The sequence below is a fragment of the Kitasatospora sp. NPDC015121 genome (genome assembly GCF_055562955.1).
Genome location: NZ_JBVHEH010000027.1, coordinates 83,026 through 107,205, shown reverse-complemented (window position 1 = coordinate 107,205; position 24,180 = coordinate 83,026). Strand labels below are relative to the sequence as shown.

Here is a 24,180-nt window from a genome sequence, read left to right as displayed (position 1 = left end):
ATGACCACCACTGTTGAGCCGACCACGGCGACGGGCCGCGTCGCGCGGGTCATCGGCCCGGTCGTCGACGTGGAGTTCCCCGTCGACGCCATTCCGGACATGTTCAACGCCCTGCACGTCGAGGTGGACAACCCCGACGGCACGGGCCGCAAGACCCTGACCCTCGAGGTCGCCCAGCACCTCGGCGACGGCCTGGTCCGCGGCATCTCGATGCAGCCGACCGACGGCCTGGTCCGCGGCGCGCAGGTCACCGACACCGGTTCGGCGATCTCCGTCCCGGTCGGCCAGATCACCAAGGGCAAGGTGTTCAACGCCCTCGGTGAGGTGCTGAACGTCGACAAGGCCGAGTTCGAGTCCCAGGTGCAGGTCAAGTGGCCGATCCACCGCAAGGCCCCGAACTTCTCCGAGCTCGAGTCGAAGACCGAGATGTTCGAGACCGGCATCAAGGTCATCGACCTGCTCACCCCGTACGTCACCGGTGGCAAGATCGGCCTGTTCGGTGGCGCCGGTGTCGGCAAGACCGTGCTGATCCAGGAGATGATCTACCGCGTCGCCGAGAACTTCGGTGGTGTGTCGGTGTTCGCCGGTGTCGGCGAGCGCACCCGTGAGGGCAACGACCTCATCGACGAGATGGTCGACTCGGGCGTCCTGGACAAGACCGCGCTGGTCTTCGGCCAGATGGACGAGCCGCCGGGCACCCGCCTGCGCGTCGCGCTCTCCGCGCTGACCATGGCGGAGTACTTCCGCGACGTCGAGAAGCAGGACGTGCTCCTCTTCATCGACAACATCTTCCGGTTCACCCAGGCCGGTTCCGAGGTGTCGACCCTGCTCGGCCGCATGCCCTCCGCGGTGGGCTACCAGCCGAACCTGGCCGACGAGATGGGCCTCCTGCAGGAGCGCATCACCTCGACCCGCGGTCACTCGATCACCTCGATGCAGGCGATCTACGTCCCCGCGGACGACCTGACCGACCCGGCGCCGGCCACCACCTTCGCCCACCTGGACGCGACCACCGTTCTGTCGCGCCCGATCTCGGAGAAGGGCATCTACCCGGCTGTCGACCCGCTGGACTCCACGTCCCGCATCCTCGACCCGCGGTACATCACGCAGCTGCACTACGACACGGCCGTCCGTATCAAGGGCATCCTGCAGAAGTACAAGGACCTCCAGGACATCATCGCGATCCTCGGCATCGACGAGCTGTCCGAGGAGGACAAGGTCACGGTGCAGCGGGCCCGCCGCATCGAGCGCTTCCTCTCGCAGAACACCTACGTGGCGAAGCAGTTCACCGGTGTCGACGGCTCGACCGTCCCGCTGTCGGAGACCATCGAGGCCTTCAACGCGATCGCGGACGGCAAGTACGACCACGTCCCGGAGCAGGCCTTCTTCATGTGCGGTGGCATCGACGACCTCGAGCGCAACGCCGCCGAGCTGCTGAAGAAGTAACCGCAGGCCGGTTGCACGGCAGACCGAACCGTTGAGGGGTGGTCCCCGGCTCTCAGTCGGGGGCCACCCCTCACCGCTGGATCTGCTGTGATCCCGGTCATTTACGGGCCCTTGGTTTCGTCCCGGGGCCGCGTGACCGTTATTCTTACCGAAACTGCCGAGATCGCCGCCCGTTCGCCCGGGTGTCCGGACCGGCAAGAGCCAAGGAGCCCACGTTGGCTGAGCTGCACGTCGAGCTGGTCGCAGCCGACCGCAAGGTGTGGTCCGGTGCGGCCACCATCGTTGTCGCCCGTACGGCCTCCGGTGACACCGGCATCATGCCCGGCCACACCCCGGTGCTGAGCGTGCTGGAGACCGGTCCGGTCACCATCCGCACCGTCGACCAGGGCACGGTCGTCGCCGCGGTGCACGGCGGCTTCATCTCGTTCGCCGACAACAAGCTGTCGATCCTCGCCGAGATCGCCGAGCTGGCCGACGAGATCGACGTCGCCCGCGCCGAGCGCGCGCTGGAGAACGCCAAGACCGAGGCCGACTCGCACGCCGAGCGCCGCGCCGAGGTCCGCCTGCTCGCCGCCGGCGGGCTCAAGGCGCAGCACTGAGCCTGATGTGACCTCAGCGACGGTCCCGGGGACGCCAGCAGCGTGACCCCGGGACTGTCGCATCAGTTGGTAGGAACGAGCGGTCGTGCGTCGACCGCCACGGGGACGCAGCGAGGAGGTAGGTGAGCATGGTCCTCGCCCTTGTGGTGTGCGCGGCCGTCGTGGTCCTCGCCGTCGCCGGCCTGGTCGGCTTCGCGGTACGCCGCCGCCTCATCCAGCGGGTGGGCGGCACCTTCGACTGCTCCTACCGCCTGAAAATGCCGGCCGACGCCTCCACGCAGCCGGATCTCGACGAGAACGGCCAACCCACCTCCGCCCCGGTCCCGCAGACCGACGGCAAGGGGTGGGTTTTTGGTATCGGCCGCTACAGCGGCGACTCCATCGAGTGGTTCCGGGTCTTCTCGTACGCCCCCCGGCCCCGCCGGGTGCTGCCGCGCACCGAGATCGAGGTGCTCGGCCGCCGCTACCCGCAGGGCCAGGAGGAACTCGCCCTGCTCTCCGGCTCGGTCGTGCTGCGCTGCCTGCACAAGGGCGCCCCGCTGGAGCTCGCGATGAGCGACGACGCGCTGACCGGCTTCCTGGCCTGGCTGGAGGCGGCCCCGCCCGGACAGAGGGTGAACGTCGCGTAAGCGGGTGCCGTTCACGGGGGTCAACGCGCCCGCTAGGCTGCGGGCATGGTGAACCTGACCCGCATCTACACCCGGACCGGCGACGACGGGACGACCGCGCTCGGCGACATGAGCCGGACGACGAAGACCGATCCCCGGCTGGTCGCGTACGCGGACACCAACGAGGCCAACGCGGCGCTCGGCGTGGCGCTGGCGGCCGGGCAGCTGGACGACGAGCTGGTCGAGGTGCTGACCCGGGTCCAGAACGACCTGTTCGACGTCGGGGCGGACCTGGCGACGCCGATCGTCGAGGACCCGGCGTACCCGCCGCTGCGGGTCGAGCAGTCGTACGTCGACCGGCTGGAGGCCGACTGCGACCGGTTCCTGGCGGAGCTGGAGAAGCTGCGCAGCTTCATCCTGCCCGGCGGGACGCCCGGCGCGGCGTACCTGCACCTGGCGTGCACGGTGGTGCGGCGGGCCGAGCGGGCGACCTGGGCGGCGATCGAGGTGCACGGGGAGAGCGTCAACCCGCTGACCGCGAAGTACCTGAACCGGCTCTCCGACCTGCTGTTCATCCTGGCGCGGACCGCCAACAAGGAGCGCGGCGACGTGCTGTGGGTGCCCGGCGCGAACCGCTGAGGCCGGCGCTACTCCGGACGCTTCGGGAAGAGCGTGTAACTGGCGGCGACCAGCAGGTTGACGCCGACCGCCAGGCCCATCCGCGGGTACCAGCCGTCCAGCGCCGAGGTGCGGGCGGCGTCGCCGACCAGCCACTGCGCGGCGGCCACCAACCCCACCGTGACCGCCGCGCCGAGCAGCGTCAGCGCGAACACGCCCCACTCGTAACGGGCCCGCGCCGCACCGTACTTCGGCATGCCAGGGGGCTTCGGGCCGCCCGCCAGGCGGTGCGCGGCGTGGCCGTCCGCCCAGCGGACCAGCCGGCGGCCGTAGGCGACCGAGAAGCCCACGTACGCGGCCGCCAGGCCGTGCGTCCAGTCGGCGGTGGCGCCGCCGCGCAGGTCGGCGACGGTCGCGCCGAGGACGACCAGGTCGACCACCGGCAGCAGGGCCAGCAGCACCGCTCCGGTGCGGCGCAGCCGCAGCGCGTACCGGGCCAGCAGGCCGGCCGCCAACACCACCCAGAAGCCGATCTCACCGGCCACGATCAGGGACACCATGCTTCGATCCTGCCCCCGCGCCCGCGCCCGGTCATCGTCCGGCCCGGCGAGCGCGGCGTGCGACTTTCGACGGACGGCGGGTCGTCCGGCCGGTCGTTCCCGCCGCTCGGAAGGGGTGCTGGGATGGACCGCGTGAGGCTCACCGACCGCCAGGAGGACCTGGCCATCGCCGCCGCCGGGCTGCTCGGCGGCCTGTTGCTGCTCGCCTTCGGGGCCTACGACGCCCGGCCCGGGCTGCCGGTCTGGGCGGTCGCGCTGCCGCTGGCCGCGATGGCCGCGCTGGAACTCGGCCGGCGGCGGTGGACGGTCTGGACGGTCTGCCTGGGCGGGGTGCTGTTCGGCGCCGCCGTGTACCTGGGCTCGCTGATGGCGACCCTGCTGATGTACACCGACCTGCTGTACGCGGCCACCCTGTACGGCCCGGCCCGGATGAGCAAGGTCCTCCAACTGTCCGGTGCTGCCTCGACGTTGATGCTGTCCGGGCTGACCTGGCGGTACGGGTCGGTGCCCGAGGCGCTCCTGGTCGCGGTCTTCTGCGGGCTGGTCTTCCTCGCCCCGGTGTGGACCGCCGACCTGCTGCGCCGGCACCGCGACCAGGCCGAGACCGAGCGGTTGCGGGCCGAACAGACCGCCCTGCTGGCCGAGTTGGACCGGCGCGGGGCGGTGGTCGCGGAACGCGCCCGGATGGCCCGCGAGTTGCACGACGTGATCGCCAACCACCTCTCGGCGATCGCGATCCACGCCACCGGCGCCCAGGCGGTGGCCCGCCGCCAGCGGCGCGCCCAGGACGAGCCGCTGGTGGAGGCGCTCGCGGTGATCCGGGAGAACAGCGTGCAGGGCCTGGCCGAGATGCGCCGGATGATCGGCCTGCTGCGCGAAGCCGTCCCCGAAGAGCCTTACGCCGCGCCGAAGTTGGCCGCCGTCGACGTGCTGCTCGCCCAGGCCGGGGCGGCCGGGCGGACGGCCGGGCTGCGCTTCGAGGCCGCCGAGCACGGCACGCCGGGCGAGCTCTCCGCGCCGCTGGAGCTCGCCGCGTACCGGATCGTCCAGGAGTCGCTGACCAATGCCGTCAAGCACGCCGCGCCCGGCCTCGTCCGGCTCGACATCCGGTACGGGGAACGGGAGTTGGAGATCACCGTGACCTCCCCCCACCGGCCGGGCCCGGGCCGGCCGGTGCCCGGGGCGGGGGCCGGGCTGGTCGGGATGGGCGAGCGGGCCCACCTGCTCGGCGGGGAGTTCACCGCCGGGCCGCAGGACGGGCCCGACGGGGAGGACGGCGACGTGTGGACGGTGCGGGCGGTGCTGCCGCGGACGGCGGAGGGCGGTGAGCGGGCGTGATCCGGGTGCTGGTGGCCGAGGACCAGGCCGCGGTGCGGGCGGCGCTGGTGATGATCCTGCGCGCCGAGGACGACCTGGAGGTGGTCGGTGAGGCCGCCGACGGCGAGCAGGCCGTCCGGTTGGCGCTGGAGCTGCGGCCGGACGTGGTGCTGATGGACGTCCAGATGCCCCGGCTGGACGGCGTCGCCGCGACCCGGCGGGTGGTCGCCGCTGGCGCCGGACAGGTGCTGGTGCTCACCACCTTCGACCTCGACGAGTACGTGTGGGGCGCGCTGCGGGCCGGCGCCGCCGGGTTCCTGCTCAAGGACCTGGAGGCCGAGACGCTGGTCGACGGCATCCGGACGGTCGCCCGCGGCGACGGCATGCTCGCGCCCTCCGTCACCCGGCGGCTGATCTCCGCCTTCGCCCGCCCCGGCACCCCCGCCGACGCCCCGGCCGGGCCCGGCGCGCTGGACGACCTGACGCCCAAGGAGCGCGAGGTGCTCGGCTGCCTCGGCGCGGGCCTGTCCAACGCGGAGATCGCGCGGCGGCTGCGCACCGCCGAGGCCACCACCAAGACGCACGTCAGCCGGATCCTGGCCAAGCTCGGCCTGCGCAGCCGGGTGCAGGCCGCGATCCTCGCCCAGGAGCTCGGCGTGCCGGTGCCCGCACCCGCGCCGGAGGCCGGGTAGCCGGTCGCCCGGCCCGGGTGCCCGAGCCGCCCGCCGGAGCGGAGGGGCGCAGATCACACCCCCTCCGGCGCAGATCACACCGCCGGAACGCACCACTGCGGGCGCGCTCCCACTAGAGTCCGGCACAGAGCGCTGCCGCTCCCGCAGGTGGTCCGCGCTGCCCGGGTGCGGGACGTTCCGGGCGGCCGGGTGAGTTTGCTCACGGTCCGCCCGCAGACGGGTGATTTGGGCGGTAATCGAGCGTAGGTGTGAGGTGTTCCTGCGTATATTCCCTCGGACGGGTGAAGTTGAGGGACAGTCCGGCGGGTGACAGCAACCTGCGGAACTGGTTCACCGTCAGATTCAGGAAGGGGCCGGTGCGCGGACCCGGCCCCGCGGGGCACGGACGTTCCCCGGCGGTGCGGGCGCACCGTGGAGCGGACGTGCGGCGGAGGGCCGAGGAGGAGGACAGCATGCGCATCACCGGCGACCACACCGGACTGGCCATCGAAGGGCGGCTCGACGTGCGCAGCGCCGCCGACGCCAGGGCGCTGCTGCACGCCGCGGTCGACGGCGGCGAGGGCGACCTCGTCCTCGACCTGGCCCGCCTGGAGTTCTGGGACGCCACCGGCCTCGGCGTGATCATGGGCACCCACCGCCGGGCCGGCCGGGTCGGCCGCCGCCTGGTGCTGCGCGAGGTCCCCGTGCAGCTGCAGCGCCTGCTGGTCGCCACCAGGCTGCACCGGATCCTCGCGGTCGAGGGCGCGGTGCAGGACCCCTGCGGGACGACGCTCCCCGCCCTGGGCTGACGGCCCGCGGCCGCCGCGGCCGTCCCCGCGCCGCTGGTCGGGCCCGGTGCGACGGTGTTCGTGCACGCAGCGGCTAGGTGTCGGAACCACCCCTGTGTGGTGACCCGCCGTGCCCGTGTGGGAAAGTCTCCGCTCAGGTGTCCGAGTGGCGGGGAGCAGCGACGTGGGTCAGCCGAGCGGGGAGTTCCGGGGGGACGGGGTCCGCCCGCGGAGCGGGGAACTGGTCAGCGGGGAACGGCTGGTGGTGGTCGGCGGGCCGGAGGGCTCGGAGGCCCGGCACTGCCCGGACGAGTGGATGCCGCAGCCGCGCCGGATCCGCGGCCTGGTGCAGGCCCGGCCGGAACTCGGCCCCAGCCCCGCCGTGGGCCCGCTCGCGCTCGGCACCGGACCGACCGACCTGCGACTGCTGGACCGCGAGGCGGACGTCGCCGCCCTGCTGGAACAGCTCCGGGCCGGCCGCTCCGTCCAACTGCTCGGCCAGGCCGGCTCCGGCCGCTCCGCGCTGCTCGCCGCCGTCGCCGAGGCCGCCGCGGAACTCGCACCGGACGGCGTGGTGCGGCTCAGCGGCTACCGGCGCACCGTCCCCGACCTGCTGCAGGACCTGTTCGCCGTCACCCACCAGGCCCCCGACTTCCGGCCCGACCGGGAGCAGCTCGCCGAACTGCTGGCCGGCGTCGCCGCCGTCGTGGTGATCGACGACGTCGAGCCGACCGGCGACGAACTGGCGGAACTGCTCGAACTCGCCCCCGAGTGCGCGTTCCTGCTGGCCACCGCCCCCGGCGGCCCGCCCGCCGCGCCCGGCTCCCGGCTGCGCGACCACCTGGTGGCCGGCCTGTCCCGCCCCGCCAGCCTGACCCTCGCGGCCCGGCTGGCCGGCCGTCCGCTGGACGAGGTCGAACGGGCCTGGGCGGTCGACCTCTGGTTCGAGTCCGAGGGCCTGCCGCTGCGCTTCGTCCGGGCCGCCGCGCTGCTGCGCCAGCGCGACGTCATGGTGGACGCGCTGGTCGCCGCCCAGGAGGACCGGCGGACCGTGTTCGGCTCCGTCCAGGAGTACGAACTCCCCAGGGACCCGGCCGACTTGGAGCGAGAGCTGCGCCGCCAGGTGCCGCTCCCCTCGGTCGGCGAGAGCGCCACCCCGGCCCGCCGCCTGGTCCAGGGGCTGAGCGAGCAGGCCCGGCTGGTGCTGCGGCTCGCGCTCGCCCTCGGCGGCGAGTGCCCGACCGCCCCGCACCTGCCCGCGCTGATCGACGTCGGACTCGGCGAGAGCGCCCTGCAGGAACTCGTCGACGCCGGACTCGCCGTCTCGGTCGGCGGCCACCACCGCCTCACCGAAGGCGTCCTGGACGCGCTGCTGCCCGAGGTCGAGGACGACGCCAGCGGCCTGCCCGCGCCGTTCGCCCCCGGCGGGATCGCGCAGGGCGCCGCCGAACACCTCGCCTGGTGGGTCGGCCACGCCTCCGTCTCCACCAAGCAGGTCGCCGCCGAGGCCGAGGTGATCCTCGCCGTGCTGCTCGCCGAACGGGACGCCGACCGCCCCGCCCAGGTGCTCCGGCTGGCCCGGGCGGCCGGCCCCGCGCTCGCCCTGTCGCTGCGCTGGGGTGCCTGGGAGCGCGCCCTGCAGCTCGGCCTGGAAGCCGCCAAGATACTCGGGTCCCAGGGCGAACAGGGCTGGTTCCACCACGAGTTGGGCGTCCACGCGCTGTGCGTCGGCAACCCGCGGCGGGCCGTCGCCGAACTGGAGGCGGCGATCGCGCTGCGCGCCGCCGCGGGCGAACAGCGCGGCCAGGCCGCCGCCCGCCGGATGCTCGACCTGATCCGGCTGGAGGAGACCGCCGCGCTCACCGCCGGCCCCGACAGCGAACCCGCCCGCCGCCGCCGCTCGATCCGGGCGATCGCCCACGTCGTCCCCGGCCGGCTGCGCAAGCGCGCCCCGCGCGGCGCCCGCAAGACCGTGCTGCTGGCCGGCGCGGCGGTGATGGCGCTCGGCGTGCTCGGCACCGCGATCGGCGTCGCCGCCACCGGCGACGAACGCCCCGGCGACCACCCCGGCACCTCCGCGGACGACCTCCCCCCGCTCGACCCCAGCGCGACCCCGCGCCGCACCACCCCGGCACCGAGCACCACCCCGCCCGCGAGCGACAGCCCCTCGCCGAGCGACAGCCCCACCGCGAGCGACAGCCCCACCCCGTCCGGCAGCCCCTCGCCCCCGACCGGCTCCTCCGCCACCCGCAAGCCCACCACCACCCCCTCCGCACCGGCCACCACGACCAAGCCGGGCGCCACCACGACACCGCCCCGCAGTACGCCGCCCAAGCCGACGGACCCGGTGACGACACCGCCGGCCACCACCACCGCGCCGTCGACGCCCACGCCCACGGACACCCCGACCGGCTCCACCCCCACCGGCACGGCTACGCCCACGACCGGCGGCGCTACCTGACGGTGGCTCAGAACGGCGGCGTGAGCAGCCGGGAGCGCTTCCAGGTGCCGTCCGCGACGCGGCGGGCCAGGTGGTGCCAGGCCGGGCAGGCGAGCATCTCGCGGGCCAGCCGGGAGTCGTGCCGGTCGAGGGCGCGCTCGGTGACCCGGTGCGCCTGGCTGAACGGGACGGGGCGCCGGGAGAGCCACTCCTGGGCCGTCGCCATGCCCCGCTCGGCGTGCAACTCGCGGACATGTTCGGCGAGTTCGGCCAGCCGGGGGAGGGGCAGGACGGGCTCCGGGGGCTCGGCGAAGGTCGGGGCGAGGGCGGCGGAGAGCCGGTCGGGCAGGCCGTCGAAGCCGGCGGCGAGGTGCGGGTACTCGCGGGCGAACTCCGTCCCGTCGGCGTACCAGTGGTTCCTCAGCCGCTCCGGGCCGGGCGGGCCGTCGACGGCCTCCTCCGGGTCCCACATCGCGGTCATCACCGCCGCCAGCACCGAGCGGCGCAGCCGGACGGACTCGGCCAGCAGCACCGCGTCGTACAGGTCCTTGCCCTGCGGGTAGTCGTCACCGGCCAGCCAGACCAGCTTCCAGGCCAGCGAGAGCTCGCGGTCGGCGGCGAGCAGCAGCGCGTCCGGCGCGGCCTCCAGCAGGTCGGGCTCCACCGGCAGATGCTCGTGGAAGACGAAGTCGAGCTGCACGCCACCGCCCGGCAGGCCGTCCGCCGCCCAGGGCAGCAGCAGGCGGCGGCCGGGCACCCGCTCGTACGTCCAGATGTCCTCGACGGCGGCCTCGGCCGGGAGGAAGCGGACCGGGCCCGAGGCGGGGACGGCGCCGGTCAGGTCGGCGAACAGCTCGGCGGTGCGCGGGTCGTCGATCCGCCAGTCGGCGGGGACGAGCACGAAGTCCAGGTCGCCCGGCTCGCGGGCGGCGGCGCCGAACCAGGCGCGCAGCGCCACCGAGCCGCGCAGCACCAGGTGCTCGGCCCAGCGGGAGGCGGCGACGGCGGCCAGCACGGCGTCCGTCGCGGTGCGGCGGGCGGCCCGCCAGGCGGTGGCGAGCGCCGGGTCGGCGAACCTCGGCTCCCCGGCCCGGTACGCGCGGTCGAACTGCTTGAGCGCCGGGTCGAAGACGGCGGGCTGCTCGACCCGCGGATCACCGGTCGGACGGTACGTCCGGGGCGTTCCGGGAGCGCGGAAGCGGTCGGTCACGGCAGTTCCTCCGGGAGGGAGAGCGACGGGCCGTCGAGCCAGCCGGCGTCCAGCGCGAGCGCCGAGTCGTGCACCACGTACTCGCGCTCGGTCTTCAGCGGCGGGAGCCCGGCGGCGGCCAGGGCGGCGGTGAGGCGCTCCAGCCGGGCGCCGGCGGTGGCCAGGCCGGCGCGGTGGCAGCGCTGGGTGACGAAGTACTGGCGGTGGCCGCCGACTTCGGTGCGGCGGGCGTTCCAGGACACGTGCGCGTCGTGCCCGGCCGCCGTCCGGACCAGCGCCGCGCGGGGCGTGCCGGCGGCCAGCCGGACCTTCACGTGGTGTTCGAAGTAGCGGGCCGGATCGGCCCGTTCCGCCTCCGCGTCGGTCCGCGGCACGCCCGGCACCCACGGCGCCGCCTCGATCTTCACCCGGACCGGCGTGAACCCGGCCGCCCGCAGCCGCGCCGCCTCGGCGGCGGCCCGGCGGTGCTGCGCGCCCAGCGTGCCCTCGGCGCGCCAGGACAGCATCGGCTGCGAGGGGTGCCGCCCGCGGGCCAGCAGGATGTGGGTGAACTCCAGCCCGTGCCCGGCCGCCCACGCCGCCAGCGCGTCGGCCCCGGCCGGTGCCAGCGTCAGGTGCGTCTCGTACGGGCCGACCCCGGTGGCGGTGCTGCGAGCGGACATGCCGGGATCATGGCAGCCCGCCCCGACGGCCCCCGCGCGGGGGCCTCCCCGGCGGGCGCTAGAAGAGCTTCAGCTTGTCGTCGTCGATGCCGCGCAGCTCGTCGTAGTCCAGGACGACGCAGCCGATGCCGCGGTCGGTGGCCAGCACCCGGGCCTGCGGCTTGATCTCCTGGGCGGCGAAGACGCCCTTCACGGGGGCGAGCAGCGGGTCCCGGTTGAGGAGGTCGAGGTAGCGGGTGAGCTGTTCGACGCCGTCGATCTCGCCGCGCCGCTTGATCTCCACGGCGACGGTCGCGCCGTCGGAGTCCCGGCAGAGGATGTCGACCGGGCCGATCGGGGTCGGGTACTCGCGGCGGATCAGCTGCCAGCCGGAGCCCAGCACCTCCATCCGGTCGGCGAGCAGTTCCTGCAGGTGGGCCTCCACGCCGTCCTTGATCAGGCCCGGGTCGACGCCCAACTCGTGCGAGGAGTCGTGGTGGACGTCCTCCAGCGTGATGATCAGCTTCTCGCCGGCCTTGTTGGTGACCGTCCACACGCCGTCGGCCTCCCTCAGGGAGCACGGCGGCGACATCCAGTTGAGCGGCTTGTAGGCCCGGTCGTCGGCGTGGATGCTGACGCTCCCGTCGGCCTTCACGATCACCAGGCGCACGGCGGAGGGCAGATGTGCAGCGAGGCGGCCCGCGTAGTCCACGGTGCACTTGGCGATGACAAGACGCATGGGGACAAGCCTAAGGCCCGCCGGGAGTGCCCCGGTCCGTGTTCGATTCCGCGGGGGCGGTCGGACGGCCCGCTCCCGGTGGGGCCGAGCGGGCGCGAACCCGAGACAGCCGGTCCGGTCGGGGTGGTGCCGGGAGCCGTTTGAAGCGAGTGCCCGCACGACGGGTGTGAACCGGGCGGAGGCGGCGAACCATGGTGACCGCGCGGACACGCGTGGTGAGGGGGACCAGTTCGGCGCGCAGGGTTGGGACACGGCGGATTCCGGCCAATCTGGCCCCGGGAGGGGCGTTCCGGGCGGCAATCCACCGAATCCCCAGCCCCGGCGAGGGGGGGCCTGCCACGCTGGTCTGACCCTCCGGCCAGAGACCAGACACGCGGCGTCCACCCGTCCGTCGCCCCGTCAGCACTCGAACACCGCGCGCGGTCCACCGCACACCCGTCCACGCCGGTCCCGGCACTCCCGGCATCCCCGGCACCCACCCAGCCAGCACCCACCGCGCCACCCTCACGAGCACCACCCTCACGGCACCACCCTCACCGCACCACCCCCCAGCACCGCCGCCCCGGCGACCCCGCCGGAGCGGACCGCGAGAGGAGAACCCATGTCGCTCGACGTCTCACCGGCCCTGCTGGAGAAGGCCGAACGAGGCGAGGTCGACGAGCGGGAGTTCGTCGACTGTGTCCGCACCTCGCTGCCCTACGCCTGGGACATGATCAGCTCGCTGGTCGCCCAACTCAAGGTCGACGGAACCGACTTCGCCGACAACGACGTCCCCCCGCCGAGCGAGAAGGAGCGCGGCCAACTGCTCCGCGCGCTGGCCAGCGACGCGATCCGGGGCGCCCTGCAGCGGCACTTCGGCGTCCGGCTGGCCTTCCAGAACTGCCACCGCGTCGCGGTCTTCGCCCCCGGCCCGGAGACCGAGGATCGGCACGCCCGCTTCACCTCGATCCGGGGCCAGCTGCTCAACCAGTCGCCCGAGCTGCGCGACTGCTGACCGGGCGTCGGCCACCGGTGCCGCGCACGGCCTGAACCCGCGTCAGCGCCCCGCGTGCGCCCGCCGAACGCGGGCCGCCCCGGACCACCGGGACGGCCCGCGGCCGCACGCCGGCACCGCCCTGCCGCGGCCGCCCCGCCGTCCTGCCGCCCCCCGTCCTGCCGCCCCGCCGTCCTCAGGACAGCTGCGGCAGCACCTCCGCGCCCAGCCGGTCCAGGTTGTGCAGGGTCGCCGCCGTGTCCCCCGAGCCCTCCGCGAGCAGCGCGAAGCGCCGGATGCCGGTGCGCTCCGCCGTCGCCAGCAGCCGGTCCGCGCACTGCCGGGGCGTGCCCACCGGGTGCAGGTCGCAGAGCAGCTCGGTGTACGCCCGGGGGTCGCGCATCGTGCGCTCCCGGCCGTCCACCGTGCGATGCGCGCCGAGCCCGTGCGCGAAGAAGTCCGGCATCGAGCGGAGCAGGCCGGCCCGGGCCGCCCCCACCCGGTCGTCCACCTGCGCCACGCCCGCCGCCACGTGCTCCCGCTCCACCCGGGCCAGCTGCTCCTCGCCGCGCCCCGCCGCCCGCCAGGCCGCCCGGTAGGCGGCCAGCATCGCCCGCTTGTCCTCGTCGCCCGAGTGCATGCCCAGCAGCATCGGCAGGCCCCGCTCGGCGGCGGTCCGGACCCCGCCGGGCGAGGTGCAGGCCACCACCACCGGCGGGCCCGAGCGGGCCGGCGCCGCCTCGTCCTGGCGCTGCCGGGGGATCACCGCGCCCTCCAGGCCCAGCCAGCCCGCCAGCTCCGCCCGCCGGCCGGGACCGGCCGCCCGCGGCACCACCGCCACCTCCGGGAAGGCGAACTGCGGTCCGGCCGCGCCCACCCGGGAGCCGCGCAGCCAGCGCAGCAGCAGGTCGAGCCGCTCCGGGAAGCCCTGCTCGTACGCCTCCAGGCCGCCGCCGAACACCGCCAGGTCGATCCACGGGCCGCCGCGCCCCACGCCCAGGGTGAACCGGCCGCCCGAGGTCAGGTGCAGCAGCGCGGCCTGCTCGCCCAGCGCCACCGGGTGACGGGTGCTCAGCACGCTCACCGCCGTGCCCACCCCGATCCGCCGGGTGCGGCCCAGCAGCAGCCCGGCCAGCGTCGCCGCGTCCGGGCAGACCCCGTACGGTACGAAGTGGTGCTCGGCCAGCCACACCGCGTCCAGGCCGGCCCGTTCGGCGGCCAGCGCGGCCGAGACGGTCCGGTCCAGCGCCTCGGCGTGGTCCTGGCCCGGGAACTGCGCGGACAGCAGGAAGGCGCCGACCCGGATCGCGTCCGTCCCGGCGCCCGGCTGCTGCTCGGGGGTCGGCCGTTCGGCCGGCACCAGCCCGGTGGCCGCCGTCCGCGGGGCGGCGGAACGGGTCTCGGGCCGGGCGGTGGTCTTCGTCATCGGGGGCCTGCCTCCATCGGTGCCGCGCAGGGGCCGCGGGCCCCGCCGTGTCACCACGTGAGTAACCCATGTCATGTGCCAATGGCACGCGGAATCCGCGATTTTCCCGAGGAAAGGGTGGATTACCGCCGAACCGGTGGCGGCCGTTCCGGGTCCCGTGCTAATGGGGCGGACGGGGTCGGCGGGGCGGCCGGGGGCTCCCGGGACAGGACGGACGGGGGAGGGGTCGGGGCCCTGGCGCCGCAACGGTGGTTCGGATACCATCCATTCCGCCGGGGGGTCCGGCCGGAGGGGGAGGACGATGGAGCCGGGATGGCGCAACGCCTTGCGCTGGTACCTGCGGGCGGCGGGCCGCTACGTGCTGGTGTTCTGGGTCGCGTGGCTGGTCTACGAACTGGGGTTCGCCCTGCTCGGGGGCGGGACGGACGCGCTGGCGGAGGACCCCGCGATGCCGCTCTGGCTGGGGGCGGTGCTCTTCGCGTGCGTCGGCGGCCCGTTCCTGCTGCTGCTGGCGCTGGGGCTGCCGTACCGGCGGAGCGACCCGTTCCGTCCGGTGCTGGCGATGCTGTCGCTCGGGCCGGTCGCGCTGCTCGCGATAGGGGGCGGTGAGCTGTTCTTCATAGTCTTCACGGCGATCCAGGTCGGCTACGTGGCCCTGCTGATGCCGCGGACCTGACCCGCGGCCCCCGGCGCGGCCCGTACCCTGGGAGTCAGACCGCGCCGGGAAAAGGGGAGTCACGTGTCACCGCGCCGCAACCGCTTCGAGAGGTCCGAGGAACGGGGCGGCGGTGCGCCGACGGGGAGTTCGCTGCGGCGGACCGAGGAGTACCAGGGCGAGGACTGGGTGGTGCAGACCGTGGCCGGCACCGCCGGGCGGTACTACCGCTGCCCCGGCTGCGACCAGGAGATCCCGCCCGGCGTCGGCCACGTGGTGGCCTGGCCCGACCACGGCGGCGGCGTCGAGGACCGGCGGCACTGGCACCGGGCGTGCTGGGGAGCGCGGGAGCGCCGCGGCTCCAACGTCCTGCGGGGCCGCGGCGCTCCGAAGTACTGACCGGACGGGGACGGGTCAGGCGTCGCGCCCCTTCAGCACCAGGTAGCCGCCGATCAGCGCCGCCGCCGTCCAGGCCGCGCAGATCAGCAGGCCGGTCCACGGCCCGTACGGCAGGTCGTCGGTCGGGAGGACCTGGGTGATGGCCGAGCCGGCCTGGTCCGGGAAGTAGTGGACGACGTTCTTCACCACCGGGACGAGCGACAGCAGCGGCGAGATCAGCAGGATGAACGGCACCAGGATCGCCAGCGCCAGGATCTGGTGCCGCACCATCACGGTGACGCCGGCCGAGAGCAGGCACAGCAGGGTCAGGTAGGCCGCGGTGCCGAACACCGCCCGCAGCACGTTCTCCGAGCCCAGCGAGGTGGAGAGCGAGCCGCCGAGCGCGGCCTGGCCGACGAAGAAGGCGACGAACACCGTCACCAGCGAGGCCGCCAGGGCCAGCCCGCCCAGCACGGCGGTCTTGGCGGCCAGCAGCGTGCCGCGCTGCGGGACGGCCGCCAGCGAGACCCGGATCATGCCGCTGCTGTACTCGTTGCCGACGGCCAGCACGCCGAACACCACGATGGCGAGCCGGCCGAAGCCGACGCCGATGAACGAGATGGCGGTGGCGTCGAACGGCCTGCCGCCCTCGGTGAAGTCGGAGACGTTGTTCCGGGCGATCAGGCTGATCACCAGGCCCAGCGCGACGGTGATCAGGAACACCGAGGCCAGTGACCAGACGGTGGAGCGGACGCTGCGGATCTTGGTCCACTCGGACCGCGCGACGGCGGGGAACGCGGCCATCTCAGCCCTCCTTCCCGGGCGCGCGGTCGTTCCAGCCGGCGCCCCAGGCGGGCGGCGGCTCCGGGGCGGCGGCGCCGACCGAGCCGGCCCCCATGTGGTACTCCACCGCGCCCGCCGTCATCTGCATGAACGCCTCCTCCAGCGACGCCTGCTGCGGGCTCAGCTCGTGCAGGGTGACGCCGTGCGCGGCGGCCAGGTCGCCGAGCACCACCGGGTCGCCGTCGACGACCTCCCAGGAGCCGTCCGGCCCCGCCTCGGCGCGCAGGCCGGCGCCGTGCAGGGCGTTCAGCAGCTGCTCCTGGTGCGGGGTGCGCAGGCGGACGCTGGAGCGGGAGTTGCGCTTGATGAACTCGGCCATCGGCAGGTCGGCGAGCAGCCGGCCGCGGCCGATCACCACCAGGTGGTCGGCGGTCAGCGCCATCTCGCTCATCAGGTGCGAGGAGACGAAGACGGTGCGGCCCTCGGCGGCCAGCCCCTTCATCAGGTTGCGGATCCACAGGATGCCCTCGGGGTCGAGGCCGTTCACCGGCTCGTCGAACATCAGGGTCTGCGGGTCGGCCAGCAGGGCCGAGGCGATGCCCAGGCGCTGGCCCATGCCGAGCGAGAAGCCGCGGGCGCGCTTCCCCGCCACCGAGGTCAGGCCGACCAGGTCGAGCACCTCGTCGACCCGGGCCCGCGGCACCCGGTTGGACTGGGCCAGCCAGAGCAGGTGGTCGTAGGCGGTGCGGCCGGGGTGGACGGCCTTGGCCTCCAGCAGGGCGCCGATCTGGCGCAGCGGGTCCTGGATCTCGGCGTAGTGCCGGCCGCCGATGGTGACCTCGCCGCCGGTCGGGTGGTCCAGGTCGAGGATCATCCGCATCGTGGTGGACTTGCCGGCGCCGTTCGGCCCGAGGAAGCCGGTCACCACGCCCTCCGGGATCCGGAAGCTGAGATCGTCCACGGCCAACTTGTCACCATAACGCTTCGTCAGGTGATGCAACTCGATCATGTGCCTCTCCTAGGTCTGCGGCCAGGTTATGGCAAAAAGCGGATGAATCGGACAACCTGCGTCCGGGGCGTGCCCGCCGGGCCCTACGGTGGAACCATGACCTCGCCCAGCGCGCCGACCGTCCGCGAGAACGGCACCGGCACCCCGCTCGTCCTGCTGCACGCCTTCCCGCTCCCCGCGCGGATGTGGGAGGTCCAACTGGAGCGGGTGCCCGGCCCGGCCGGGGACGGCGCCCGGGTCGTCGCGCCGGACCAGCGCGGCTTCGGCACCGCCCCGCTCGGCGACCGGCCCCCGTCGCTGGACACCGCCGCCGACGACCTCGCCGACCTGCTCGACCGCCTCGGCCTCGAACAGGCCGTCCTGGGCGGCCTCTCGATGGGCGGCTACGTGGCGATGGCCTTCGCCCGCCGCCACCCCGAACGGCTGGCCGGACTCGTCCTCGCCGACACCAAGGCCACCACCGACACCGACGCCGCCCGCGCCAACCGGGAACGCGTCGCCGCCACCGTCCTGGAGCGCGGCAACGTCGACCTGCTGCTGGAGGAACGGATGGCGGAGAACCTGCTCGCCCCCGGCACCGACCCCGAACTCACCGACGCGGTACGGAAGATGATCGCCGAAGCGGACCCGGCCGCGGTCGCGTGGGCGCAGCGCGCGATGGCCGCCCGCCCCGACTCGCTGGACGAACTGGCCGCCCTCGACGTGCCCGCCGCCGTCATCGTCGGCGAACTCGACACCGTCACCCCGCTCAGCGAGGCCCGGATGATGGCGGAGGCGCTCTCCGACGCCGAACTGACCGTCATCCCGGCCGTCGGCCACCTCTCCTCGCTGGAAGCCCCCGAGACCTTCAACGCCGCCGTCCGGGCCCTGCTCAAGCGCGTCAAGCAGCGCTAGGACGGCCGAAGGGGCCCGGAGCGTGCGCTCCGGGCCCCTTCGGGCTGCTTCAGCGGTCCGTCCCGACAAGGGGACAAGGCGTCAGGGCATCAGCGGGACTGCTGCGCCGGCACGCCGAGCGAGTCGTCGGTCGGCAGCGAGGCCGCGGCGACCGCCGCACCGGTCAGCGTGGCCAGCATCTCGCGGACGTTGGTCAGCTGCGCGTTGATCGAGTCGCGGCGGTTGGTGAGCGCCGCCAGCTCGCGCTCCGACTCGCTGCGGACCCGGTCGGCCTTCGCGTTGGCGTCGGCCACGATGTCCTCGGCCTGCCGCTGCGCGGTCTCGATGGTCTGGCGGGAACGGCGCTCCGCGTCGGTGCGCAGCTTCTCCGCCTCCAGGCGGAGCTGCTCGGCGCGGTGCTCGATCTCGGCCAGGCGCTTCTCGGCCTTGGCCTGACGGGCCGCCAGGTCGCGCTCGGACTGCTCCCGGCGCTTGGCCAGGTTGGTCTCGAACTCCAGGGCGGCCTGCGCGGCCTTGGTGCGGGTCTCCTCGAAGAGGGCGTCCGCCTCCTCGCGCTTGTTCTGCGCGTCCTTGTTGGCCTCGGCGCGCAGCTGGGCCGCGTCCGACTTGGCCTTGTCGACGATCCGCAGACCCTCGTCCTCGGCCTTGGCCTTGCGGTCCTTGGCGTAGTTCTCGGCCTCGGTGCGGACCTGCTGCGCGGCGGCCTCGGCCAGCTCGCGGTGCTGCTCGGCGGCGCGGTGCGCCTCGTCGCGCAGGTCCTTGGCCTCCTCCTCGGCGAGGCGGAGGATCTTCTCGACGCGGGCACCGAGACCGGCGTACGAGGGCTCCGCCTCGGTGACCGCGGCCTGAGCCGTCTGGGTCTCCAGGTGGAGTTCCTCGATGCGCTTCTCCAGCGCGCTGATCCGGGAGAGCGCGCTGTCTCGGTCGGCCACCAGCTTGGCGATCCGCTCGTCGACCTGGGCGCGCTCGTACCCACGGCGTACCAGGTCGAAGCCGTGCGGGGAGTGACTGTCGCTCATGGGATTTCTGGGCTTCCTGTCGTCAAACCGCTGAGATGGTTGAGGGAATCCTGACACGGTACCGGAGTGTCAACGGCGAAACACCGTTGGTTCGCGGACAATGTCCGCTCAATCGGGTGGCGCGCCCCCGGAGCGATTGCCTCCCGACCGCGGAGAGCCCACTCCGGCGCCTGCCTTGGGCCCTCCGTCCTTCTTGCTTCCCCCGTTGCTGTGGGCCGGCGAAGCGGGCGCCTCGAACGCCTCCAACGCCGACAGCACGTCCTGGACCCGAGAGATCTCGGTGTTGATGTCCTTGCGCCGACGGACCAGTTCGTCCAACTCCCGCTGGCCCTCGTCGGTCACGCGCTTGGCCTCGGACCGCGCCTCGGCCAGCAGCCGCTCCGCCTCCTCGGCGGCCAGCCGCAGCTGCTCCTCGGCGTCCGAACCGGCCCGGCGGACCCGCTTCTCGGCCTCCTCGTCGGCGCGCTTGAGACGCGACGCGGCCTCGTCGGCCGCCGCCTCCAGCTTCTCCTCCGACTCCATCTCGGCGGCCTTGAGCTTCGCCTCCGCCTTGATGATCAGCGCCTCCGCGCGGGTGGTGGAGTCCGCCAGCTTGTTCTCGGCCTCCTTGAGCAGCGTCTCCGCCTTGCGCACCGCGGAGATCCGCACCCGGCCCGCCTCGGCGGACGCCTCGGAGGTCAGCTCGGACGCCCGCGACTCGGCCGCCGCGATCAGCTCCGCCGCCCGCTCCTCGGCCTCCGCGACCTGCGCCTGCGCCTGCTCCTCGGCCTCGGTCAGCTGCTCCTGGGCCGCCGTCACCAGCGCGTCCACCCGCTCGCCGGCCGACTTCATCGCCTGCGCGTTCTCCTTGCGGGCCCGCTCGTGCAGCGCCTCGATCTCGGCGTCGGTGCGCTCGCGCAGCTCCTCGGCCCGCTCGCGGATCGCCGTGGAGTCCCGGCGGGCCTCGGAGAGCAGCGCGTCCGCGTCCGAACGGGCCCGCTCCACCTCGGCGGTGCCCCGCGCCTCGGCCTCGGCGCGCAGCCGCTCCGCCTCCTGGCGGGCCGCCGACACCATCGCGTCGGACTGCTCCTCGGCGGCCGCGGCCACCGCCAGCGCCTCCGCCTGGGCCTGCTCGCCGAGCTGCTCGGCGTCCGCGAACGCCTTCTCCAGCACCGACTTGGCCTGCTCGCGGGTCGCCTTGTCGTACGACTCGGCGGCCTCCCGGGTCTCCCGGTCGAAGGACTCGGCCCGGCCGCGGATGTCCGCGTCGAACTCCTCCGCCAGCGTCCGGGTCGCCAGCGCGTACTCCTCGGCGTCCGCGCGCAGCGCCGCCGCCCGCTCCTCCGCCTCGGCCAGCGCGGCCGCCGCCAACTCGTCCGCCTCGGCCAGCACGCGCTGCGCCGCGGCCTCCGCCTCGGCCTGCTGCTGCTGCGCGAACTCGGCCACCGACGCCCGCAGTTCGGCCGTCTCCCGGTCCGCTCGCTCACGCAGCTCGCGGTCGTACGCCTCGGCCCGCTCGCGCAGCTCCGCGGTCTCCCGCTCGGCGGCCGCGCGCAGCTCGGCGATCTGGCCGGTGGCCTTCTCGTGCAGGCCCGCCACCGACTGGCGGACCTCGGCGGCCTCCTCCTCGGCCGCGGCGACCAGCTCGGCGGCCCGCGCCTCGCCGTTCGCCCGCAGCTGCTCGGCCGCCGCCTCGGCCCGCTCCCGCAGCTCGGCGGTCTCCCGCTCGGCGGTGGCGCGCAGTTCGCGGTCGTACGCGTCGGCGCTCTCGCGCAGTTCGGTCGTCTCGCGCTCGGCGGTGGCCCGCAGTTCGGTCGTCTCCCGTTCGGCGACGGCCCGCAGCTCGGCGGTCTCCCGCTCGGCGGTGGCGCGCAGTTCGCGGTCGTACGCGTCGGCGCTCTCGCGCAGCTCGGTCGTCTCGCGCTCGGCGGTGGCCCGCAGTTCGGTCGTCTCCCGCTCGGCGACGGCCCGCAGCTCGGCGGTCTCCCGCTCGGCGGTGGCGCGCAGTTCGCGGTCGTACGCCTCGGCGTCCTCGCGCAGCCGGGCCGCCTCGGCCCGGTCGGCGGCGGACGCGACGCCCAGCGCCTCGGCGTCCGTGCGGGCGGTGGCCAGGGCCTGCTCGGCCTCGGCGCGCAGCCGCGCCGCGTCCTGCTCGGCCTCGGCACGGGCGCGCGCCGCGTCGCCCTCGGCGCTCTCGCGCAGCCGAGCGGCCTCAGCGGCGGCGCTCTCGCGGAGCTTGGCGGCCTCGGTGGCCGCGGCCTCGCGGACCTGCTCGGCCTCGCCGTCGGCGGCGGCCCGGATCGCGGCGGCCTCGGCCAACTGCTCGGCGGTGCGGGCCTGGTCGCGCTCCAGGTCGGCGCGGGCGGCCTCGCGGGCGGCGGCGGCCTCCTCGCGCAGCGCCTCGGCGGCGGACTCGGCCCGCTGGGCGACCGCGCGGGCGGCCTCCTCCGCGTCGGCGCGGACGGTCCGCCCGGCCTCCTCGGCCTCGGCGCGGTGCCGCTCGGCCCACTGGGCGGTGTCGGCACGCAGTGCCTCGGCGGCGGCGTCGGCCTCGGCCCGGACGGTGGCGGCCGCGGCGGCGGCCTGCTCGCGCAGTTCGGCGGCCTGCCGTTCGGCGGCGGCCCGGGTCTCCTCGGCGGTGGCCTCGGCGGCGGCGAGCAGCTCGGTGCGGGCCTGCTCGGCGGCGCCGGTGATCTTCTCGCCCTCGGCGCGGGCCCGGGCCAGGGTCTGCTCGGCCCGGCCCTGGACGGCGGCGGCCTGCTCGCGGGCCTCGGCGCGCAGCCGCTCGACCTCCTCGCCGGCGCCGGAGCGCAGCGCGTCCGCGTCGGACTTGGCGCTGGTCAGCAGTTCCTCGGCCTGCTTCGCGGACTCCTCGATCTGCACCGCGGCCTGCCGGCGGGCCTCGGCCCGGACCCGCTCGGCCTCGGCCTCGGCGGCGGAGCGCTGCTCCTCGGCCTGCTCGCGGGCCTGGGCGGCCTCGGCCTGCATCCGCTCCAGCTGCTCGCGGATCGAGGCGGCGTCCTCCATGGCGGCGTTCTGCGCCTGCTCGACGGCCTCGCGGGCCTGCTCCAGCAGCGTGCCGGCCTCGGACTTGGCGTGCTCGACCAGCCGCTCGGCCTCGGCGGCGGCCTCGCCCCGGGTGGCCTCGGCGTCGGCGCCCGCCCGGGCGAGCACCTCCTCGGCCTGCTTGGCGGCGCGGGCCAGCCGCAGCGCGGCGTCCTTGGCGGCCTCGGCGCGGCCGGCCTCCTCGGCCTCGGCGCGCAGCCGCTCGGCCTCGGCGGCGGCGTTCTCGCGCAGCGCGGCGGTCTCGCCCTCGGCGGCGGCCCGCAGTGCGGCGATCTCCGCCTCGGCCTCGGCGCGCAGCTCGGTGGCGACCGACTCGGCCGCGCCGCGCAGGCGCTCGCTCTCCTCGCGGGCGGCGGCCTTGGCGGCGTCCGCCTCGGCCTGGGCGGTGGCGGCGGCGGAGCGGATCAGCTCGGCCTCGCGGGTGGCGGCGGCCACCATCTTGGCGATCTCGGCGCGGGCGGTGGCGGAGCGCTGCTCGCTGGCGGCGGCGCCGTCGGCGACCTTGCGCTCGGCCTCGCTGGTGGCCTCGGCCTGCAGGCGCTGGGCGGCGGCGGTGGCCTCCTCGCGCATCCGGGCGGCCTCGGCGCGGGCCCGCTCGGTCTCGGCCAGTGCCTCGGCACGCAGCCGCTCTATCTCGGCGTGGGCGCCGGCCAGGGCGGCCTCGGCGCGCTCCTGGTCGGCGAGGGCCTGCCGCTTGAGGGCGGTGATCTCGGCTTCGGCGACGGCCAGCTTCCGCTCGGCGGCGGAGTGCGCGTCGGCGAGCTGCTGCTGGGCGGCGGTGAGGGTGGCGGCGCGCTGCTCCTCGGCCTGGGCGCCGGTCTGCTGGGCCTGCTCGGAGGCGGCGCGCAGCAGGCGCTCGGCGTCGGTCTGGGCGCGCAGCAGGGCGGCCTGGGCCTGGGCCTGGGCCTCGCCGCGGGCGGCGTCGACGTCGGCGGCGGTCTGGGCGCGGGCCTGGTCGGCGAGGGCGGCGGCCTCGGCGCGGACGGCGGCCATCATCCGCTCGGCCTCGGCGCGGGCCTCCTGGAGCAGGCGCTGGGCCTCCTGCTCGGTGCCGGCGCGGGTCTGTTCCGCCCAGTTGACGTTCTCGTTGACGTGGCGTTCGGCGGCGGCCCGGAACTCGGCGAGCTCCTCCTCCAGCCGGCGGCGCCGGGCGGAGAACTCGGCCTCCAGCTGCGCGGTGCGCTCGGCGGCCTCGGCCATCATCCGCTGGGTGGCGGCCTGGGACTCGCGCAGTTGGCGCTCGGCGTCCGCGCGCAGCGCCTCGGCCTGCATCTCGGCGTTGCGCAGGACCTGCTCGGCCTGCCCGGTGACGGAGTCGAAGGCACGCGGCTGGGCGAGCTGCCGACGGGCTTCGTGCAGCTTGGCCCGGAGCACCTCCACCTGGTAGGCGAGGTCGTCGGCGTGCTCGATGGTCTTGTCCCGCTCCTTGCGGGCCTTCTCCAGCTCGGCCTCGAACTTGGAGAGGTGATCCTCAACCTCGTAGCGGTCGTAGCCCCGCACTCCGCGGTCCCATCCATCTCCTGGTCGCGTCCTCGACCGGGCCGCCCCGGCCGCGCGGACGCGCGGTCGGACCGGTTGGTCCTTGCAATCGCTCCACCGTCCGAGTGGACTCCTGAGCGAACTGTTGCCTCTGGAGAATGGTGACAGATCCGAACGGCGACCGTCCGGCCGTGCCCGCGTCGTGGACTCCCCTGCGGTGCGCGGACCGGTGGTACCAGCGCACCTGGGCATTGTAGTGGGAGCCGCGACGGGGGGAATGGGGGCGAGGTGCTTTTCGGAAGTTACCGACCGGTTCGTTACCGGCCGGTCGACTCCCGTACCCGCTCCGTACCAGAACGGGTCAGTGCTCGCCGGGCTCCGCGCTGGTGACCAGCTCGGTCAGCACGCCGCCGCAGTCCTTGGGGTGCAGGAAGGTGATCCGGGAGCCCATCGAGCCGCGCCGCGGCTCCGGGTACAGCACCCGCACGCCCTTGGCCCCGATCGCGGCCGCGTCGCCGTCGACGTCCGCGGTGCCGAAGGCGATGTGGTGCACGCCCTCGCCGTTCTTCGCCAGCCACTTGCCGACCGCCGAGTCCTCCCGGGTCGGCTCCAGCAGCTGCAGGTAGGAGGCGCCGCCGTCGCCGGTGTCGTTGATCTTCAGCATGGCCTCGCGGACGCCCTGCTCCTCGTTCACCTCGCTGTGGAACACCTCGAAGCCGTACGTGGCGCGGTAGAACTCGACGGTCTTGTCCAGGTCGAAGCAGGCGATGCCGATGTGGTCGATGCGGGTCAGCACGGTGACGGTCCTCCGGACGGATGGGACGGCGGGGCGGGCGTGGGTGGCACTCAGTGCAGCGCATTCCCGCGGTCGGACGCCAGCGG

The 24,180-nt window shown here is 74.9% G+C and carries 22 protein-coding genes; 12 read left to right on the top strand and 10 right to left on the bottom strand.

The features are described from left to right. The 4 genes from atpD to ACZ3J7_RS32240 all read left to right on the top strand — a co-directional run bounded on the left by atpD (position 1) and on the right by ACZ3J7_RS32240 (position 3,292). Positions 1-1,446 carry a F0F1 ATP synthase subunit beta gene (gene atpD / locus ACZ3J7_RS32255; RefSeq protein WP_465626931.1) on the top strand — a complete coding sequence of 482 codons (1,446 nt, stop codon included), beginning with the start codon at positions 1-3 and terminating at the stop codon, positions 1,444-1,446. A gap of 215 nt (positions 1,447-1,661) precedes the next feature. Further along, entirely contained in the window at positions 1,662-2,045 is a 384-nt protein-coding gene (locus ACZ3J7_RS32250) for a F0F1 ATP synthase subunit epsilon (protein ID WP_465626930.1), read from the top strand. Positions 2,046-2,173: 128 nt separating this feature from the next. After that, a complete protein-coding gene (locus ACZ3J7_RS32245; protein WP_033252990.1) occupies positions 2,174-2,674 on the top strand; it encodes a DUF2550 domain-containing protein in 501 nt (166 codons plus the stop codon). 45 nt (positions 2,675-2,719) lie between these two features. Then, complete coding sequence (locus tag ACZ3J7_RS32240; RefSeq protein WP_465626929.1) at positions 2,720-3,292, top strand: cob(I)yrinic acid a,c-diamide adenosyltransferase; 573 nt, start codon at positions 2,720-2,722, stop codon at positions 3,290-3,292. 8 nt (positions 3,293-3,300) lie between these two features. On the opposite strand, the gene ACZ3J7_RS32235 is transcribed toward ACZ3J7_RS32240, so the two are convergent. Beyond that, entirely contained in the window at positions 3,301-3,831 is a 531-nt protein-coding gene (locus tag ACZ3J7_RS32235; protein WP_465626928.1) for a hypothetical protein, read from the bottom strand. Positions 3,832-3,954: 123 nt separating this feature from the next. Here ACZ3J7_RS32235 and ACZ3J7_RS32230 point away from each other — a divergent pair, with 123 nt between their 5' ends. The 4 genes from ACZ3J7_RS32230 to ACZ3J7_RS32215 all read left to right on the top strand — a co-directional run bounded on the left by ACZ3J7_RS32230 (position 3,955) and on the right by ACZ3J7_RS32215 (position 9,068). Continuing rightward, on the top strand, positions 3,955-5,169 hold the full coding sequence (locus tag ACZ3J7_RS32230; protein ID WP_465626927.1) for a sensor histidine kinase: 1,215 nt from the start codon (positions 3,955-3,957) through the stop codon (positions 5,167-5,169). Continuing rightward, positions 5,166-5,840 carry a response regulator gene (locus ACZ3J7_RS32225; protein ID WP_465626926.1) on the top strand — a complete coding sequence of 225 codons (675 nt, stop codon included), beginning with the start codon at positions 5,166-5,168 and terminating at the stop codon, positions 5,838-5,840. Before ACZ3J7_RS32230 ends, ACZ3J7_RS32225 begins: the two co-directional genes overlap by 4 nt. A gap of 452 nt (positions 5,841-6,292) precedes the next feature. Further along, positions 6,293-6,628 (top strand): STAS domain-containing protein, encoded by a 336-nt coding sequence (locus ACZ3J7_RS32220; protein WP_465626925.1) that lies wholly within the window; start codon positions 6,293-6,295, stop codon positions 6,626-6,628. A gap of 163 nt (positions 6,629-6,791) precedes the next feature. After that, positions 6,792-9,068: an ATP-binding protein gene (locus ACZ3J7_RS32215; RefSeq protein WP_465626924.1), complete on the top strand. Its 2,277-nt coding sequence runs from the start codon at positions 6,792-6,794 to the stop codon at positions 9,066-9,068. A gap of 7 nt (positions 9,069-9,075) precedes the next feature. Here ACZ3J7_RS32215 and ACZ3J7_RS32210 read toward each other — a convergent pair whose 3' ends face one another. Genes ACZ3J7_RS32210 through nucS form a run of 3 tightly spaced genes read right to left on the bottom strand, consistent with a single transcriptional unit; the run spans position 9,076 to position 11,637 of the window. After that, a complete protein-coding gene (locus tag ACZ3J7_RS32210) occupies positions 9,076-10,257 on the bottom strand; it encodes a nucleotidyl transferase AbiEii/AbiGii toxin family protein (protein WP_465626923.1) in 1,182 nt (393 codons plus the stop codon). Continuing rightward, complete coding sequence (locus tag ACZ3J7_RS32205) at positions 10,254-10,919, bottom strand: hypothetical protein (RefSeq protein WP_465626922.1); 666 nt, start codon at positions 10,917-10,919, stop codon at positions 10,254-10,256. The genes ACZ3J7_RS32210 and ACZ3J7_RS32205 overlap by 4 nt, the downstream gene beginning before the upstream one ends. Before the next feature lie 58 nt (positions 10,920-10,977). Further along, complete coding sequence (gene nucS, locus ACZ3J7_RS32200) at positions 10,978-11,637, bottom strand: endonuclease NucS (RefSeq protein ID WP_465626921.1); 660 nt, start codon at positions 11,635-11,637, stop codon at positions 10,978-10,980. A gap of 601 nt (positions 11,638-12,238) precedes the next feature. Between nucS and ACZ3J7_RS32195 the strand changes: the two genes are divergently transcribed. Beyond that, positions 12,239-12,631, top strand: coding sequence for an SCO5389 family protein (locus ACZ3J7_RS32195; protein WP_465626920.1), 393 nt, complete (start codon positions 12,239-12,241; stop codon positions 12,629-12,631). 175 nt (positions 12,632-12,806) lie between these two features. On the opposite strand, the gene ACZ3J7_RS32190 is transcribed toward ACZ3J7_RS32195, so the two are convergent. Continuing rightward, positions 12,807-13,916 (bottom strand): LLM class flavin-dependent oxidoreductase, encoded by a 1,110-nt coding sequence (locus ACZ3J7_RS32190; protein WP_465626952.1) that lies wholly within the window; start codon positions 13,914-13,916, stop codon positions 12,807-12,809. 421 nt (positions 13,917-14,337) lie between these two features. Here ACZ3J7_RS32190 and ACZ3J7_RS32185 point away from each other — a divergent pair, with 421 nt between their 5' ends. Further along, positions 14,338-14,712, top strand: coding sequence for a hypothetical protein (locus ACZ3J7_RS32185; protein ID WP_465626919.1), 375 nt, complete (start codon positions 14,338-14,340; stop codon positions 14,710-14,712). Between the two features lie 63 nt (positions 14,713-14,775). Then, entirely contained in the window at positions 14,776-15,090 is a 315-nt protein-coding gene (locus ACZ3J7_RS32180; protein WP_465626918.1) for an ATP/GTP-binding protein, read from the top strand. Positions 15,091-15,105: 15 nt separating this feature from the next. On the opposite strand, the gene ACZ3J7_RS32175 is transcribed toward ACZ3J7_RS32180, so the two are convergent. Both ACZ3J7_RS32175 and ACZ3J7_RS32170 read right to left on the bottom strand, forming a co-directional pair. Beyond that, positions 15,106-15,873, bottom strand: coding sequence for an ABC transporter permease (locus tag ACZ3J7_RS32175; protein WP_465626917.1), 768 nt, complete (start codon positions 15,871-15,873; stop codon positions 15,106-15,108). Position 15,874: 1 nt separating this feature from the next. Continuing rightward, positions 15,875-16,861, bottom strand: a complete 987-nt coding sequence (locus tag ACZ3J7_RS32170; RefSeq protein WP_465626916.1) for an ABC transporter ATP-binding protein — start codon at positions 16,859-16,861, stop codon at positions 15,875-15,877. Between the two features lie 96 nt (positions 16,862-16,957). Here ACZ3J7_RS32170 and ACZ3J7_RS32165 point away from each other — a divergent pair, with 96 nt between their 5' ends. Continuing rightward, positions 16,958-17,755, top strand: a complete 798-nt coding sequence (locus ACZ3J7_RS32165) for an alpha/beta fold hydrolase (RefSeq protein WP_465626915.1) — start codon at positions 16,958-16,960, stop codon at positions 17,753-17,755. 89 nt (positions 17,756-17,844) lie between these two features. Here ACZ3J7_RS32165 and ACZ3J7_RS32160 read toward each other — a convergent pair whose 3' ends face one another. The 3 genes from ACZ3J7_RS32160 to mce form a co-directional block, all read right to left on the bottom strand. Next, a complete protein-coding gene (locus tag ACZ3J7_RS32160; RefSeq protein WP_014138112.1) occupies positions 17,845-18,774 on the bottom strand; it encodes a coiled-coil domain-containing protein in 930 nt (309 codons plus the stop codon). Between the two features lie 108 nt (positions 18,775-18,882). Next, the gene (locus tag ACZ3J7_RS32155; protein ID WP_465626914.1) at positions 18,883-23,319 is read right to left on the bottom strand and encodes a hypothetical protein; all 4,437 of its coding nucleotides are present in this window, start codon (positions 23,317-23,319) and stop codon (positions 18,883-18,885) included. Positions 23,320-23,659: 340 nt separating this feature from the next. Beyond that, a complete protein-coding gene (gene mce, locus ACZ3J7_RS32150; protein ID WP_465626913.1) occupies positions 23,660-24,094 on the bottom strand; it encodes a methylmalonyl-CoA epimerase in 435 nt (144 codons plus the stop codon). Positions 24,095-24,180: the final 86 nt, after the last annotated feature.